Raw genomic sequence first — 14,516 nt, 5'->3', positions numbered from 1 at the left:
CGACGCTCAGTGATTCCCGGAACGCCGCCTCAGTAGGCCCGCTCCGGACCCACCGGCACGATCCCCGACGGATTGAGATGCCGATGGCTTCGGTAGTAGTGATGCTTGATGTGCTGGAAATTCACCGTATCCGCCACCTCGGGAATCGCCATCATCCGCGCCACGAACGCATGCAGGCCGGCGAAGTCGGCAATGCGCCGCACGTTGCACTTGAAGTGCACGTAGTACACCGGATCAAAGCGGATCAACGTAGTGAACAGACGGATATCGGCTTCGGTGATGGCATCGCCCACCAGCCACTCGCGTTGCTGAAGGCGCTCGTCCAACCAGGTGAGCGTCTCGAACAACGGCCCAACCGCCTCCTCGTACGCCTGCTGCGTTGACGCAAAGCCCGCTTTGTACACACCGTTGTTGACGGTCGCGTACACACGCTCGTTCACCTGATCGATCTCGGCACGCAGCGCAACCGGGTAGAAGTCACCGGCCTTCGCACCCAGTTGGTCATAGGCGGTGTTGAACATGCGGATGATGTCCGCTGATTCATTGCTGACGATTCTCCCGCGCTCGCGATCCCACAGCACTGGCACGGTCACCTTGCCGGTCATTCCCGGCTTGGCGGCCGCGTACAGTTCATGCAGATAGCGCGCACCGCGTTCAGGCTCCGGCGTCACCTGCGGGCCGGGCTCAAACGTCCAGCCCTGATCACCCATGTGCCAGTTGACCACCGAGACCGGCACCAGATCCTGCAGGCCTTTCAGCGCACGGACGATCAACGTCCGGTGGGCCCATGGGCAGGCGAGACTCACATACAGGCGGAACTGCCCAGGCGCCGCGTTGACGCCCGGCTCGCCATTCGGGCCAGCACGGCCGTCGGCGCTCAGCCAGTCGCGGAACGTGGATTCCTCGCGTTTGAAATGACCGTCCTCATCGGCGGCACCCGCCGTGCCTTCCTGCCATGTTCCATCGACCAGCATGCCCATCGCGGGAGTACTCCTCTGATAGTGGTGTGTGGTGAGCCGGTGATGCATCTCGGCGTCTGGAACAACGTTGTAGCAAATGCGCCTGCATTGCCTGGTGATGGGCGCATGCAATCGGCATGTGCTTCATCGCGTTCATCGCAGAGGCACACGCATCTGCGGCAGAATGTCGACGTATCTACGCGAGGCCTCCCGCACCATGCGCATCCATCAGATCGATCTCCCTGTGTCCGATGTCGCCGCCACCGTGGCGTACTTCCGCGATGAACTTCAGCTGCCGGTCGAGGGCTCGGCCGTGCGCATCGGCTGGAGCACCCTGCAGCTGCAACCCGCAGGATCGAACCCGGTCGGCGGTGTGCATCTGGCGTTCAACGTGCCCGCCAATCGCTTCGAGGCGGCCACCGACTGGCTCAAAGCACGCGCCACCCTGCAGCGCGATCTGAAAGGCCATGACCACTTCACCTTCGATGGCCGCTGGGATTCCGAATCGATCTATTTCACCGGGCCGGACGGCCTGATCCTGGAGTTGATCGCGCGGCGACGCTTGCCTGCGGGCGAGTGCGAAGGCGGGTTCCACGGCAGCGAGATGACCTGCATCAGCGAGGTCGGCCTGCCCGCTGAACACGTCGGTGAAGTGCAGGCAAACGCACAGAACGCCTTCGGGCTGGAGCCTCTGTCACAGCCCACGCCGCACTTCGCACCACTGGGCGATGACGAAGGCCTGTTGATCGTGGTCGATGCCACCCGCCGCTGGTTCCCCGAGCAGAAGGTGCTGCCGAATGCGCGCGGAATCCGCGTGGTGCTGCATGACGTGGTACCGGGTGCGGTGGTCGAAGACGCAGCACTGGGCTGGCACCTGCGCTCGGCCTGAGCAGGCCCGGACGAACGAAGCCCCGCCGGAGCGGGGCTTCAGTTCACACAACAGCCAGCTGGGCTCACTCTTCCTCGTCCTGCTGGCCGCCCTGCTGCTGGTTCTGGTTGCGCTGCTGCTGTTCCTGCTGCTGTTGCTGCTGCTGGCCGCGACCACCTTCCTGCTGCTCACCGCGCTGATTCGGGTTCTGCTGGTTCTGCTGAGCCATCTCGATTCTCCGGTTGCCGCAAACGGAATGTCGCGGTCCGGGCCATCCTCTGCAGCGCGAGGTTAACGACGTGTGGGGGTTTGCATACGAATTCGTCAACGTCCCCACGCCAGCCTTTTCTGCAGTTACAAACCCCATGTCGCAGTAAGCGTTGACCCGCATATGAACGGTTCGAATTCCCTTATTCCGCTTCCCACAGAATGCCTCGTCGTGCGACTGAACAGGGCATCGCTGAGCCAACGTCTGCAGATGACGCGCAGATGACGATCACGGCATCACCGGCGGCACGTAGGTCAGCGTCATGCCGAGCAGCCACAGCAGGCCGAGCACCAGCGGGATGTGCACCAGCAGCTGGATGAAGGTGAAGCCGACGATGTCGCGCGCCTTCAGGCCGAGCACGCCCAGCAGCGGCAGCATCCAGAACGGGTTGATCAGGTTCGGCAGCGCCTCGGCCGCGTTGTAGACCTGTACTGCCCACCCCAGATGGGCCTTCAGTTCGTTGGCCGCCTGCATCACGTACGGCGCTTCGATGATCCACTTGCCGCCACCGGAGGGCACGAAGAAGCCGAGCACGGCCGAGTACACGCCCATCACCAGCGCGAAGGTGTCGGTGGTGGCGATATGCACGAACAGGGTGGAGAGACGATGGGCGAGGGTCTCATCGCCACTGCCGGTGGCGTGGGTGAGGATCATCGCGATGCCGCCATACAGCGGGAACTGGATCAGCACGCCGGTGGTGCTGGGGACAGCCTTGGCCACGGCGTTGAGGAAGCTGCGCGGGCGCCAGTGCAGCAGCAGGCCGAGCGAGATGAACAGGAAGTTGTAGGTGTTGAGGTTGGCGATGGCGGTCACCACCGGCTTGCTGGCGAACTCGCCGAACAGCCAGCCGAACGCGAGCAGCGAGAGCAGCACGGTGAGCAGCGGGCTGTACTCCAGCCACTCGCCGGGGCGGGTGCGCGGCGGCAGCGGCTCGGCTTCGGCGCGGGCGGCGCCTTCGAAGTCCTTGGCGGTGCGCGCGGAGGCGGCGCCGGGGGCGGTCAGCCAGGCAATCAGCAGCGAGACCAGGATCAGCGCGGCGGTCAGCGCGATCGACTGCCACAGGAAGATGGTTTCGGTGAAGGGCAGCACGCCGGTGATCTCGACCAGGCCGGGCGGCATGCTGGCCGGGTTGGCCTGCAACTGCGCGGCCGAGGAGCTCAGGCCCATCGCCCAGACCGCGCCGAGGCCGAGATACGCCGAGGCGCCGGCGGCGCGGTAGTCCATGTGGAGTGCTTCGCGGCGGGCCAGCGCGCGGACCAGCAGGCCGCCGAACACCAGCGAAAAGCCCCAGCTGAGCAGCGAGGCGAGCATGCTGATCAGACCGACGTAGACCACCGCGCCACGGCCGGTCTTGGGGACGCGGGCCAGCAGATCGATGAAACGCGCGACGATCGGCGCGGTGGCGACGGCATAGCCGCCGATGACCACGAAGGCCATCTGCATGGTGAAGGGGATCAGGCTCCAGAAGCCCTCGCCGAATGCCGTGGCGGTGGCCTGCGGGGTGGCGCCGAAGCCCATCGCGGCGGCGGCGACGATGACCACGCCGAGCACCGCGAACACGTACGCATCAGGGAACCACTTTTCCGCCCAGGCGGCCGAGCGCAGTGCCGCGCGCGCCATCCAGCCGTCCTGCACCACCGTCGACGTGTTCATTGCCCCTATCCTCCCCGATCATTCGATGGGAGGGATTCTGGGCGCTGGCCACGGCGCTGTCAGTCGCCTAATGGTCGTAGTGCGCGTTACCGGTAGCACCCGACCGTTGGTCGGGTGGACCGCTCAGCGCAGTGCCAGCGACACCGCGATGCCAGCGAACAGCGCCGCCCCGACCCAGTTGTTGTGCAGGAAGGCCTTGAAGCACGGGTCACGCTCGCGCTTGCGGGCGATCCAGAACTCGTAGGCGATCAGCCCGGCGGCCACCCCAACGCCCAGGCCGTAATAGAACCCCAGCCCGGCGCGCAGGCCGACCAGCGCCATCGTGCCCAGGAACAGCGCATAGAGGATGCCCTGGATGACCAGGTCCAGATCGCCGAACAGGATCGCGGTGGAGTGCGAGCCCATTTTCAGGTCGTCATCGCGGTCGACCATGGCGTACCAGGTGTCATACGCGGTGGACCACAGGATGTTGGCGCCGTACAGCAGCCAGCCGATCACCGGCACCTCGCCCTGCACCGCGGCGAAGGCCATCGGGATGCCCCAGCCGAAGGCCATGCCCAGGTAAACCTGCGGCAGGTGGGTGTAGCGCTTCAGGTAGGGGTAGCTGGCGGCCAGGAACACGCCGATGAAGCTCATGCCGATGGTGAGCCAGTTCAGGGTCAACACCAGCGCGAAGGCGACGATCATCAGCCCGGCGAACAGAGCCAGCGCCTCGCGGCCGGAGACGGCGCCGCTGGCCAGCGGGCGGTCCTTGGTGCGCTTGACGTGCGGGTCCAGCCAGCGGTCGGCGTAATCGTTGATCACGCAGCCGGCCGAGCGGGTCAGCCAGACGCCGGCGGTGAACACGAACAGCGTCCACAGCGGGGGCAGCCCGCCGGAGGCCAGCCACAGCGCCCACCAGGTGGGCCAGAGCAGCAGCAGGGTGCCGATCGGGCGGTCGGCGCGCATCAACTTCCAGTAGTGCCGCCAGCGCGACGGGGGCGCCGCTTCGGGCGCTTCAAAACGTTCGTAAGCCATCGGTAAAGGATACCGCCTGGGCTGGCCGGGCGCGCCGTCGCCCGGTGCATCGATGCAGGGGGCAGACCTGCGCGGCGTTTACGGATAGAATGCTCCTCCCGCGCCGCTTCGGCGGTCCGTGGCCCCATCAGGCGGCCCGGCGGGATGCAGGATACAACGCGCTCGTAGCTCAGCCGGATAGAGTAGTGGCTTCCGAAGCCATTGGTCGGGGGTTCGAATCCCTCCGGGCGCACCATTTGAACGTCCTACAGCGTCCTAAGAAGGCCGAATATTCCTTTCAAATCAAGGATTTCGGCCTTTTTTGTATCCGCTTGCGTCCTATGTGATCCACATCAATCCCAGGTCTGCAGGCGGTATCTTTGACGGTAACCCACCTACCGCCTACACCCGTTACCGCCATCATGTCGCTCACTGATACCGCAATCCGCAAGACAAAGCCCACGGCAACTGTGCAGAAGCTCCGCGATGGTGGTGGCCTTTACTTGCTACTTCGCCCTGATGGTGGCCGATGGTGGAGATGGGACTACCGTCGTCCCGTGACAGGCAAGCGCAATACTCTTTCGCTGGGAACGTATCCCGATGTCAGCTTGGCCAGCGCACGCGAACGTCATGCAGCGGCGCGCAGATTGCTCGCTGATGGTGTTGATCCTGGCGAGCAGCGCAAAGCGCAAAGGGCAGCGACGCTTGAGCGTTCCGCAAACACCTTCGAGGCTGTGGCTGCCGAGCTGATCGCCGTGAGAGCGAAGAAGATGGCGGCTACGTCGCTTGAGCGCCAGAACCGCATTCTTGCGAAGGATCTAGGCCCATACATCGGACGGATACCTGTCGATGGTGTGACTGCTCGCGACTTGCTGGATGCAATCCGAAAGATAGAAGCGCGCGGCGCAAACGAGACCGCACATCGCGCACGAATGCTGGCAAGCCAGGTCTTTCGCTACGCCATTGCTACAGGCCGTGCAGTCCGTAATCCAGCGGAAGACCTGCGCGGCGCACTCGTCCCTGTCGAGGTCGAGCACTTCGCCAGCGTCACCGATCCTGCGCATGTTGGCGGCCTGCTCCGCGCTATCCACGGATACCAGGGGACCCCCGTCGTAGCTGCAGCACTCCGCTTGGCGCCGCTCGTGTTCGTGCGTCCTGGCGAACTACGGCACGCTCTCTGGGCAGACATTGACCTTGTGTCCGCAGAATGGCGCTTCACTGCAACCAAGACCGGGCAGCCACATATTGTCCCGCTCTCGTCGCAGGCCGTTGCGGTGTTCCGCGAACTACAGCCGCTGACCGGCCGCCTCGCGCACGTCTTCCCCAGCATGCGAGGCAAGGGCCGCCCCATGAGCGAAAACACCGTCAACGGCGCGCTCCGGCGATTGGGCTATGACTCGGACACCATGACCGGTCATGGCTTCCGTGCAATGGCGCGCACCGTCCTGGACGAAGTGCTGGGTTTCCGCCCGGACTACATCGAGCACCAGCTGGCTCACGCTGTGCGTGATCCAAACGGAAGGGCGTACAACCGTACGGCCCACTTGGTCGAGCGCGCAAAAATGATGCAGGCGTGGGCGGACTATCTGGACGGTCTGCGGACCTCCCCCTGACCCCCTTTTTCCTCTTTTTATTTCTGACTCATTGTTTTTTCTGGTTACAGTGGTAACACTGGTTACAGAGTCGGGAAATGACTTGAGAATCAGTTGGTTGCGATACTCTTCCGCGCGCCCCACCTAGTGGTTACAGCTGGTTACGCTGGTTACAGCGGCGGGTGATCGGCCCGCATTGGGCGCATGCGGAGCGATGCCGCGTGCCGATGGCATGGTTCTTCCGCACAGCCTCTCTCGGGCCAGCGGGCTGGCTCAAGAAACCGCCAAGCTGTCCCAATGACGGCTGGCGACCAGCCGCCACTATTCGATGGTTCGCCTGCCGCGCATCTCGCCCTTGGCCTGCAATCGCAGGTTGCCAGGTGCGCCAATTTGCCTTGCGCAACTAGCCGGTCGGCCTGGCTGCAGCGCTCGCTATTCGGCTCACATCAGTTGGCAATGTCGTCGCAAGATTGGACTGTCAAGTGGCGTGCGTCATGTGTAATTTTACAAAAGATTGTAAGAATTCTCATACAAAGCTAGCCGCGTGAGTTAAGCGGCGACTGCCTCTAGCCTTCTAACCAAGCCCACAACACAGGGCGGCGGTTGACAAAAAGGTCAACGCCGCGACCTTCCGAATGCTTGGTTCTACCCACCCAACCTCCCCCGCAACTGGTCGGCCCACAAGCTCGAACCCGGCCCCCGCGCGTGCGGAGCGCTTCCTACGTAAGCCGGAAGTGCTCAGCCGCACCGGCATCTCCCGCTCGCACCTGTACTGGCTGATGGATCGTGGCCGGTTCCCCCAGTCGATCCCCCTTTCCCCGCGCGTGACCGTCTGGCTTGAGTCGGACGTAGACGCGTGGATTGCCAACCAAATTCCCAACACCCACCCACGAGTGCAGCCATGAAAGACACGATCGTCCTGACCATTTCCGATCAGAAATTCAACTTGACCTCGGCAGAAGCGAAGTTCCTGGCCGAGCATCTGCGCACCGCTGTTGCGCAGCCGAACCTGGCACTGAATTTCTCCCAGCAGCGCTCCGAAGAGCACGGCCGCATCGCGCTGTCGCGGAGTGTCGCCAAGGTCGCCAGCACCCACACCACGGACTGCTAAGGGACCCCGATGACCCGTTCCAGAGCGTTCCTGCGTTGCCCGCATTGCGATACCCCGTCGGTTACCCGTACCAGCGTCATGCACTCCAAACTTCTGCGCGAATCGGTCCAGCAATGCCGCAATGCACTGTGCGGCCACACGTTCTCCGCCTATACCGAAATCGTGCGCACGCACACTCGCAGTGCGTGTCCGCGAGGGGACGTTGATCTGCCGGTCAGCACGTATGCGGAGCGGTCGGCGCTTAGTGAGAAAGCGGAAAAACAGAGTTCTGCCATCCGCAAGGCGAGGCAATGACGCGGCAGTTGACAACTCAGGTTCGCCAGGCGCAGCATTGCCTCGTCGCCGCACAATCGGCGACCGGGGTTAGAAGCCCGAATCACAAGGCGCACCAGCGCCCATCGACCGATGCTAGGCGCTTTTTTATTGCCTGCTGTGTCGTCGCGGGCGATTGTTTGCCAGTTCAATGGCGGGCGGTGCGCGGGGGTCGAAAGGCCCGCCGGTCCTTGTGCCGGTCTTCTAACCGCGTGCCGTCCGCCACCCCGTTTAGAAGCGCGGTGGCGGATCCAACATTACACAAGGATCCTGCCATGTCTCATGACGCCCTGGCCGCGCCGTCGCGCTTTGCCATTCGTATTGCACACCACTTCGGCGAGATTGCCGACACCCTGGACTGGGACCATCCCCGCTGGCTGGCGCTCGACGCCTGCCTGCAGGCATCTGGCAAGCCCGCAGAGTCGCTGACCTTGGGCGAGGTGCAGATCGCGATTGCGGCCGTCGCAGCGGAGGTCGCGCGATGAACGGATCCCACCTCAATTGCCTCATCGGCAACGATGACGAAGTGATGCACGACCTGTTCAGCGCTACGCGGCAGCTGTTGCGCATCTACGAACTTCCGGTCTCCTCGCTGATGGCGCTGACTGACGTGCTCGAACAACGCCCCGGTGCTTTCGAGGAGCTTACCGTTCGGGAGCTGCTCGCCATGGCCGCAAGTGTTCAGGTGGCTGCATGAACCCCGAATCTGTGAACGTCTCCGGCGTATCGGGAGTTGCCGATGGCATGCTCAGCGCCACCATCACCGACGCTTGGTTCGATGCCGAGCGCACCGCCCACATCGTGGAAATCGCCCGCCGCATCGAGCGGCAGCAACACAAGGCATGTCGCCGCTTGGCCGATACCTGCGCCGAACTGGATGTGGCCTTGCGCGGGCACCCATTGGAGCGCCGACTACGCGCACGCCTGTTGTCGCCGCTTGAGCGCGACTGCCAGGAACTGGCCGCGGTGGCTGCACGGGTAAACCTGCGCCTGGGACTGTTTGCGCCCGCGCAGTCGCAGGAGCGCTTTGAACAGGGCATTGACCTGCAGCTAGCTGACGTTCGTGCCGAGCAGGACGCAGTCGCCGCCACATCGGCTGCACCCCACGGTCCGATCATGCCGCATGGCTACTGGATCGGCGAGGACAGCTTCAACCGTCTGGAACGCGCACGGTCGGCTGCACTGCTGTTGAGCTGCCTCGATGAGCGCACGGTTGTGTCGTTCGCGGCTGTCGCCGCCGGTGTCGCCTATGTGCACGATGACCTAGCGGCGGTGGTGGACAACGCCAGGCACAGCAGCGAGCTGGGGGACGACGATGAACCGTCCTGATGGCTTCCTGGCGGTGCTGCGCGCCGCCGGGCTGATGCTCGATAGGGTGACGCCCGATGGCCGTCTGCGCCGCGTGCGCGCCCAAGGCGACAGTAACGGCCAGCGCAGCGGTTGGTATGTGCTGCACCCCGGTCCACCTATGGCCGGTGCCTACGGCAACTGGAAGACCGGCCACAGTGAGTCTTGGTGCGACGGTGGGGGCGAGGCATTGAGCGAGGCCGAGCGGGCCAAGCTGCGCGAGGTTGTAGTGCGCGCGCAGCGACAGCAGCAGGCCGAGCTCGCCCAGCGGCAGGGCGCTGCCCGCCAGCTGGCGCGTGAGCGCTGGCTGCGCGCTGATGCGGCCCCTGCCGATCATCCCTACCTCGTAGCCAAGGGCGTGGGCGTGCATGGACTGCGGCAGCTGGATGGGTTGCTGCTGGTGCCTTTGCGCGATGCTGAGGGGCGGCTGTGGAGCCTGCAAACCATTGCAGTTGATGGGAGCAAGCGCTTTCTGGCCGGGGGCCGCAAACGCGGCCTGTACTACCCCGTAGGTCGGCCTGTCAGCGACGTGGTGTGCGTCGCCGAAGGGTACGCCACTGCCGCCACCATCCATGAGGTCACTGGCCACCCCACCGCCGTCGCATTCGATGCCGGGAACCTTGAGCCGGTGGCCTGCGCGCTGCGGGCCAAGTACCCCTCAGCGGTCATTGTGGTGTGCGCCGACGACGACGCCGCCACCGCAGCTCGCTTGGGCATCAATCCCGGCCTGGTCAACGCACAGCGCGCAGCCGATGCGGTGGGCGGTGTGGTGGCCATGCCGCCGCGCCCCAGCAATGAGACCACTTCCTGATGATTTCCCTCTCCCCTCCGAAGGCGCAATGCGCCGACGTGGCACTGGAGCCTCGTGCATGAACAACGTTACCTCAGTAGATTTCAATGATGCCGCCAAAGACGCGGGCACGGTCGCGGTGCGTGGCTCGATTCAAGCCGCTGTGCGCAAGGCGACAAAGGGCAAAGGCGCAAAAGCAGCTCCGGACGGCAGCGTCAGTGCGCGGCCGCACTACCAGCTCAACGAGACAGGCGTGTATTACGTCGGTGTCACCGAAGATGGCGACCTGGCCGAGCCAATGTTTGTGTGCTCGCCGTTGAAAGTAGAGGCCAAGACTCGCAACAGCCAGAGCGAGGAATGGGGACGCCTGCTGACTTGGACCGATGCCGATGGGCACCCTCACCAGTGGGCAGCGCCGGCTGAAATGCTGGTGGGTGATCCGCGTGAGTTCCTACGTCAGCTTGCTGCAGGCGGCGTGGAAATGTCTGCCCACCGCAACACCATGCAGCGGCTGTTGGCCTACATCATTCAAGAGCGCATCGACACCCGCGCGCGCAATGTGGCGGTACCGGGCTGGCACGACGGGCGCTACGTGCTGCCCAACGGCGAAAGCTACGGCAACGGCGAGGAGCGGCTGGTATACCAGCACAGCGGCGGGCTGCAGCATCACTACGCTGCCGTGGGTTCGCTGGAGGACTGGCGACGCGAAGTGGCCAAGCGTTGCCAGGACAACTCGCGCCTGGTACTGGCCGTGTCGGCAATGTTCGCCGGCCCGCTACTGCACTTCACCGGGGCAACCGGCGGCGGCTTTCACCTGGTCGGCGGCAGCAGCAGCGGCAAAAGCACTGCCCTGCGAGTGGCCGCCAGCGTGGTCGGCCCCCCCGATTATGCCCGCGAGTGGCGCAGCACGGCCAACGGGCTTGAAGGCGTGGCCGTGCTGCACAACGATGCCACCCTGATTTTGGACGAGTTGGCCCAAATCGATCCTAAGCAAGCCGGTGATGCCGCTTACCTGCTGGCCAACGGCAATGGCAAGAGCCGTGCCAACCGGGCCGGTGAGGCACGTGCTGCGGCACGGTGGCGGGTGCTGATCTTGTCTGCAGGGGAGGTCGGCTTGGCTCAGCACATGGCCGAGGTGGGCAAACAGGCACGCGCTGGCCAGGCGGTGCGCCTGGCTGACGTGCCAGCCGAGGTTGAGGGTGGCCACGGCGTGTTTGAGCGCCTGCACGACGCAGGAGACGGTGCCGCGCTGTCGGCGGTACTCAAGGACGCCGCAGCGCGCTCCTACGGCGCACCTTGGCCGCTTTGGATGGAATACCTGACCCAGCAGGACAGCCCCACGCTGACCACCAAGCTGCGCGAGTCCTCCGACCGCTTCCTGGCCACCTACGTGCCCGATGACGCCTCCGGGGAGGTCCGCCGAGTGGCTGAACGCTTTGCCGTTGTCGCCTTTGCTGGGGAGATGGCCAGCGCCTGCCGCCACCGCCTCACCGGCTGGCCCAAGGGTGAGGCAACGCGGGGCGTCGCCATTTGTTTCCAGGCATGGATGCATCGTCGTGGCGGCGCAGGCAGCGCCGATACCGATGCGCTCCTGGCGCGTGTGCGTGCCTTCTTTGAGGCGCATGGTGAAAGTCGATTGGAGCCGCTGCGCTCTATGCAGCCGGTACCGCCGGTGCGTGATCGCGCCGGTTTCCGCCGTCTCGATGAGGTGGGCGTGACCGAGTACATGGTCCTGCAGGAAGCGTTCAATCGCGAACTGTGCACGGGCTTCGACGCGCGCCAAGCCGCCCGCGCCCTGGTCGAGGCCGGTTGGCTCAAGCCAAGTGGCGATGGCCGACCGTCGCAGGTGGTGCGCATACCGGGATTGGGCGGCGTACGCCTCTTCGTCTTTGACCCACGCAAGGTGCATGACAGCGCCGCCTAGCGAATCACATTCTAGTCGCTCACCGGCGCTGTGCCGGTGAGTTATACACCGTAGTTTCAATGGAGCAACCGAATGAGCGAAAACCCGTCCACCGATACCACCCGCAGTCCGCTCGAACCTGCCGACGCATGCGAAATTGTCGCCCCAACCTCAGAGCAACGCCTGCGCCTGAGCGAGCTGGCTACGCAATTGGCCGGAGCCACTGAGCGCAAGCGCGCATTGCTAGGCAAAGTGGACACGATGTGCCGTGCCCGCCAGGCCGCGCAGGGTGATGCGCAAACCGCACGTCAACAGTGGAGCGTCAAGCTGCGTGATAGTGACGGCGCGCTGACCCGCGACATTCAGAAGCTGCGCGCCAATGAACGCTCGGCGCTGTCGCTGGCGGAGGAATATGAGGCAATGGAAGCCGAGATAGCGGCGGAGCAGCCGCGTCTGGACTTGGAGTTGGCCCTGATCGCAAAGGACTGCATTGAAGTCAAGGGATGCGTTGCCGCCGAAGCGGCGACCGGTGCATATGATCGCCTGCTGGAACAGTTCGGCACGCCCCTGGCGGTGGCTTTCGAACTGTTCTCAGTTGCGGAGAGGGCGAACAAGCAATTTCGGGATCCGCTCGATCAAGACGAGTTGGCCGCGCGTTTCTTTGGTCGACTCAGCATTGACGCACGCCGCCGCATGAGAGTTGCCGCAGTGTCGGAAGAGGTCGACGGCCTGCTGGCACTGCCGCCGATGGACATGAGTGAGGTAGATATGAAGCTGGCAGGCAGCGCTTCCGCCCGGTCGATGCTGCAGGCGCGGATCAATGCCGGGGGCCGGGAGTGAATGAGTCCCACGTCGATGAGCCTGCCAGTAGCTTGGTGCCCGTCGAGAACGCGGGTCGACCTGGCGGCTTCACGGCGTTCTCGTTCGGGGACGCTACGCCGGTGCTTGAGTCGCGTGGTTTGTTCGACTACTTGGAATGCTGGAAGAACGGTCGCTACTACGAGCCGCCAGTCAGCCTCATTGGTCTGTCACGCACCACGCGCTCAAATCCGTTTCTGTATAGCGGGCTGATTTTCAAGCGCAACATGCTGGTGCGAACGTTCGTGCCTCACCCCTTGTTGGGGCATTCGGCCTTCTCGCAGATGGCGTTGGACTACCTGATTTTCGGCCAGTCATACATTGAGCGCCAGGTCTCGGGCACAGGACGACTGCTACGTCTGCAGCCACTCATGGCGCAGTACCTACGCCATGGGGTAGTGCCTGGCGAATTCTTCCAAGTGCGAGCCGACAGGGTTGAGCACGAGTTCTTGCGTGGCTCGGTATATCAGTTGCGTGAAGCCGACGCCGATCAGGAAATCTACGGACTGCCCGAGTGGCTGGCCGTGATTCAATCGGCGCTTCTCAATGAGTCGGCCACGCTCTTCCGTCGCAAGTATTACACCAATGGCTCCCATGCAGGTTTCATCCTTTACCTGACCGACCCCCAGGCGGAACAGGGTGATGTTGCTGGTTTGCGTGAGGCGTTGAAGCAAGCACGTGGGCCTGGCAACTTCCGCAACTTGTTCGTGCATTCCCCCAACGGCAAGAAGGATGGCCTGCAGCTGATTCCGGTAAGCGAAGTAGCGGCCAAGGACGAGTTCACTGGCATCAAACGCGTGACTCGCGACGACATTTTGGCCGCTCTTCGCATTCCGCCGCAGCTGCTGGGCATCGTCCCTCAGAACGCGGGTGGATTTGGCTCGATTCGCGATGCTGCCAAGGTGTGGGCCGCCGTGGAGCTGGCACCGCTGCAATCGCGCATGGCCATGGTCAATGAGTGGGTCGGCGACGAAGTCATCTCGTTCGCACCGTTTGATATCGGCTCGGCCGCAACTTGAGGCCGTGTTGCTTGGCCAAAGAAGGGAGCGGGGCGTTCCCTGTCACCCCGCACAATAGGCCGCCTACGGGCGGCCTACTACTTTCTCCCTGCCCCCAGTGCACCATGCCGCGACAGCAACGAAGGGCCGATGGCGGTCGTCTACACCCGTCGCACCAGGTTGACATCCCTTCATCCCTCGTCGGACGTAGCAGCTTCGGTCGACGTCGCGCATGGGGTTGCCATCTACCCCGGGGCGCAGCCGCCGAATGACAGATACTTGCTCGGCCAACTCAGCCTGCCGGCGCTGCTCGGCCCGGTGACCTCAGCGGGTTGCCATACGAGCGCGAGCCTGAGAGCTGCGCGCCAGATCCGCGTTCCCCCTTGGCGTCGGGGAGATGAGCCCTCGCGTCACGTTTATCCGATACGGAGCCGCGCATTGTGCACCGGGACTTGAACCGAGGGTCTTCACCTGTTGCTAGACCAATCGCCCGCTCGGGCCGACAGGCGTAACCAGTGTAACCAGTTGTAACCAGCAAGCCGCGTGGCGACGGCGCCTTCGTAAGTCATTGATACGTGTGCTTTTTTTGACCGGTGTAACCAGTGTTACCACCGTAACCAGTAAAAACAGTGAGTCGGAAATAATGCGCAGGATGCAGGTGGCAGAAGTAGGGTGTAAATGTTGCCAAGAGCTTTGCGAGACGGCAGTTTTGATCAGAAGGGGGGTTCGGGCTCTTGCGAAGGAGCTGTAACCAGAAATGCGTTACAGGCCATCAATTCATAGCTTTCCTGAAACACTCTAAGTAACGGGATATTTCCTGTTGGACGCTGTTGGATGCCTCGTTTAGCTCTCTACCTGGTC

General features: G+C 63.7%; 16 protein-coding genes and 1 tRNA gene. 13 read left to right on the top strand and 4 right to left on the bottom strand.

The window, feature by feature from the left end:
* Positions 1-29: 29 nt before the first annotated feature.
* Positions 30-980, bottom strand: a complete 951-nt coding sequence (locus POS15_RS18905; protein ID WP_284129667.1) for a glutathione S-transferase family protein — start codon at positions 978-980, stop codon at positions 30-32.
* Between the two features lie 196 nt (positions 981-1,176).
* On the opposite strand from POS15_RS18905, the gene POS15_RS18900 reads away from it, so the two are divergent.
* Positions 1,177-1,848 (top strand): glyoxalase/bleomycin resistance/dioxygenase family protein, encoded by a 672-nt coding sequence (locus POS15_RS18900; protein ID WP_019185248.1) that lies wholly within the window; start codon positions 1,177-1,179, stop codon positions 1,846-1,848.
* 64 nt (positions 1,849-1,912) lie between these two features.
* On the opposite strand, the gene POS15_RS18895 is transcribed toward POS15_RS18900, so the two are convergent.
* From POS15_RS18895 to ubiA, 3 genes are all read right to left on the bottom strand, one after another.
* Positions 1,913-2,056 (bottom strand): hypothetical protein, encoded by a 144-nt coding sequence (locus POS15_RS18895; RefSeq protein ID WP_019185247.1) that lies wholly within the window; start codon positions 2,054-2,056, stop codon positions 1,913-1,915.
* Positions 2,057-2,323: 267 nt separating this feature from the next.
* Positions 2,324-3,748: a TIGR00366 family protein gene (locus POS15_RS18890; RefSeq protein ID WP_019185246.1), complete on the bottom strand. Its 1,425-nt coding sequence runs from the start codon at positions 3,746-3,748 to the stop codon at positions 2,324-2,326.
* A gap of 123 nt (positions 3,749-3,871) precedes the next feature.
* Positions 3,872-4,765 (bottom strand): 4-hydroxybenzoate octaprenyltransferase, encoded by an 894-nt coding sequence (gene ubiA, locus POS15_RS18885; RefSeq protein ID WP_019185245.1) that lies wholly within the window; start codon positions 4,763-4,765, stop codon positions 3,872-3,874.
* A 158-nt stretch (positions 4,766-4,923) separates the two neighbouring features.
* Between ubiA and POS15_RS18880 the strand changes: the two genes are divergently transcribed.
* The 12 genes from POS15_RS18880 (at position 4,924) to POS15_RS18825 (ending at position 13,676) form a co-directional block, all read left to right on the top strand.
* Positions 4,924-5,000: transfer RNA gene (locus POS15_RS18880), tRNA-Arg, on the top strand.
* 166 nt (positions 5,001-5,166) lie between these two features.
* Positions 5,167-6,357, top strand: a complete 1,191-nt coding sequence (locus POS15_RS18875) for an integrase arm-type DNA-binding domain-containing protein (protein ID WP_284128666.1) — start codon at positions 5,167-5,169, stop codon at positions 6,355-6,357.
* 614 nt (positions 6,358-6,971) lie between these two features.
* A complete protein-coding gene (locus tag POS15_RS18870; RefSeq protein ID WP_284128665.1) occupies positions 6,972-7,241 on the top strand; it encodes an AlpA family transcriptional regulator in 270 nt (89 codons plus the stop codon).
* Positions 7,238-7,447 (top strand): hypothetical protein, encoded by a 210-nt coding sequence (locus tag POS15_RS18865; RefSeq protein ID WP_284128664.1) that lies wholly within the window; start codon positions 7,238-7,240, stop codon positions 7,445-7,447. Before POS15_RS18870 ends, POS15_RS18865 begins: the two co-directional genes overlap by 4 nt.
* A 9-nt stretch (positions 7,448-7,456) precedes the next feature.
* Positions 7,457-7,741, top strand: a complete 285-nt coding sequence (locus POS15_RS18860) for an ogr/Delta-like zinc finger family protein (RefSeq protein ID WP_284128663.1) — start codon at positions 7,457-7,459, stop codon at positions 7,739-7,741.
* A 293-nt stretch (positions 7,742-8,034) separates the two neighbouring features.
* Positions 8,035-8,244 (top strand): hypothetical protein, encoded by a 210-nt coding sequence (locus POS15_RS18855; protein WP_284128662.1) that lies wholly within the window; start codon positions 8,035-8,037, stop codon positions 8,242-8,244.
* On the top strand, positions 8,241-8,456 hold the full coding sequence (locus tag POS15_RS18850) for a hypothetical protein (RefSeq protein WP_284128661.1): 216 nt from the start codon (positions 8,241-8,243) through the stop codon (positions 8,454-8,456). The genes POS15_RS18855 and POS15_RS18850 overlap by 4 nt, the downstream gene beginning before the upstream one ends.
* A complete protein-coding gene (locus POS15_RS18845; RefSeq protein ID WP_284128660.1) occupies positions 8,453-9,088 on the top strand; it encodes a hypothetical protein in 636 nt (211 codons plus the stop codon). The genes POS15_RS18850 and POS15_RS18845 overlap by 4 nt, the downstream gene beginning before the upstream one ends.
* Complete coding sequence (locus POS15_RS18840; protein WP_284128659.1) at positions 9,075-9,917, top strand: toprim domain-containing protein; 843 nt, start codon at positions 9,075-9,077, stop codon at positions 9,915-9,917. The genes POS15_RS18845 and POS15_RS18840 overlap by 14 nt, the downstream gene beginning before the upstream one ends.
* Positions 9,918-9,975: 58 nt before the next feature.
* Positions 9,976-11,820, top strand: a complete 1,845-nt coding sequence (locus POS15_RS18835) for a DUF927 domain-containing protein (protein ID WP_284128658.1) — start codon at positions 9,976-9,978, stop codon at positions 11,818-11,820.
* A gap of 72 nt (positions 11,821-11,892) precedes the next feature.
* Positions 11,893-12,639, top strand: coding sequence for a hypothetical protein (locus POS15_RS18830; protein ID WP_284128656.1), 747 nt, complete (start codon positions 11,893-11,895; stop codon positions 12,637-12,639).
* Positions 12,640-12,674: 35 nt separating this feature from the next.
* Positions 12,675-13,676 carry a phage portal protein gene (locus POS15_RS18825; RefSeq protein ID WP_284129666.1) on the top strand — a complete coding sequence of 334 codons (1,002 nt, stop codon included), beginning with the start codon at positions 12,675-12,677 and terminating at the stop codon, positions 13,674-13,676.
* The last annotated feature ends 840 nt before the right edge of the window (positions 13,677-14,516 follow it).

The organism is Stenotrophomonas sp. BIO128-Bstrain (assembly GCF_030128875.1).
GTDB lineage: Bacteria > Pseudomonadota > Gammaproteobacteria > Xanthomonadales > Xanthomonadaceae > Stenotrophomonas > Stenotrophomonas bentonitica_A.
Note: the sequence above shows the minus strand (reverse complement) of the source record. Positions and strands in the feature narration are given on the sequence as shown.

Excerpts from the sequence above, each read along its gene's own strand:
- POS15_RS18905 (WP_284129667.1), bottom strand. The coding sequence starts at position 980 with ATGGGCATGCTGGTCGATGGAACATGGCAGGAAGGCACGGCGGGTGCC.
- POS15_RS18900 (WP_019185248.1), top strand. The coding sequence starts at position 1,177 with ATGCGCATCCATCAGATCGATCTCCCTGTGTCCGATGTCGCCGCCACC.
- POS15_RS18895 (WP_019185247.1), bottom strand. The coding sequence starts at position 2,056 with ATGGCTCAGCAGAACCAGCAGAACCCGAATCAGCGCGGTGAGCAGCAG.
- POS15_RS18890 (WP_019185246.1), bottom strand. The coding sequence starts at position 3,748 with ATGAACACGTCGACGGTGGTGCAGGACGGCTGGATGGCGCGCGCGGCA.
- ubiA (WP_019185245.1), bottom strand. The coding sequence starts at position 4,765 with ATGGCTTACGAACGTTTTGAAGCGCCCGAAGCGGCGCCCCCGTCGCGC.
- POS15_RS18875 (WP_284128666.1), top strand. The coding sequence starts at position 5,167 with ATGTCGCTCACTGATACCGCAATCCGCAAGACAAAGCCCACGGCAACT.
- POS15_RS18870 (WP_284128665.1), top strand. The coding sequence starts at position 6,972 with ATGCTTGGTTCTACCCACCCAACCTCCCCCGCAACTGGTCGGCCCACA.
- POS15_RS18865 (WP_284128664.1), top strand. The coding sequence starts at position 7,238 with ATGAAAGACACGATCGTCCTGACCATTTCCGATCAGAAATTCAACTTG.
- POS15_RS18860 (WP_284128663.1), top strand. The coding sequence starts at position 7,457 with ATGACCCGTTCCAGAGCGTTCCTGCGTTGCCCGCATTGCGATACCCCG.
- POS15_RS18855 (WP_284128662.1), top strand. The coding sequence starts at position 8,035 with ATGTCTCATGACGCCCTGGCCGCGCCGTCGCGCTTTGCCATTCGTATT.
- POS15_RS18850 (WP_284128661.1), top strand. The coding sequence starts at position 8,241 with ATGAACGGATCCCACCTCAATTGCCTCATCGGCAACGATGACGAAGTG.
- POS15_RS18845 (WP_284128660.1), top strand. The coding sequence starts at position 8,453 with ATGAACCCCGAATCTGTGAACGTCTCCGGCGTATCGGGAGTTGCCGAT.
- POS15_RS18840 (WP_284128659.1), top strand. The coding sequence starts at position 9,075 with ATGAACCGTCCTGATGGCTTCCTGGCGGTGCTGCGCGCCGCCGGGCTG.
- POS15_RS18835 (WP_284128658.1), top strand. The coding sequence starts at position 9,976 with ATGAACAACGTTACCTCAGTAGATTTCAATGATGCCGCCAAAGACGCG.
- POS15_RS18830 (WP_284128656.1), top strand. The coding sequence starts at position 11,893 with ATGAGCGAAAACCCGTCCACCGATACCACCCGCAGTCCGCTCGAACCT.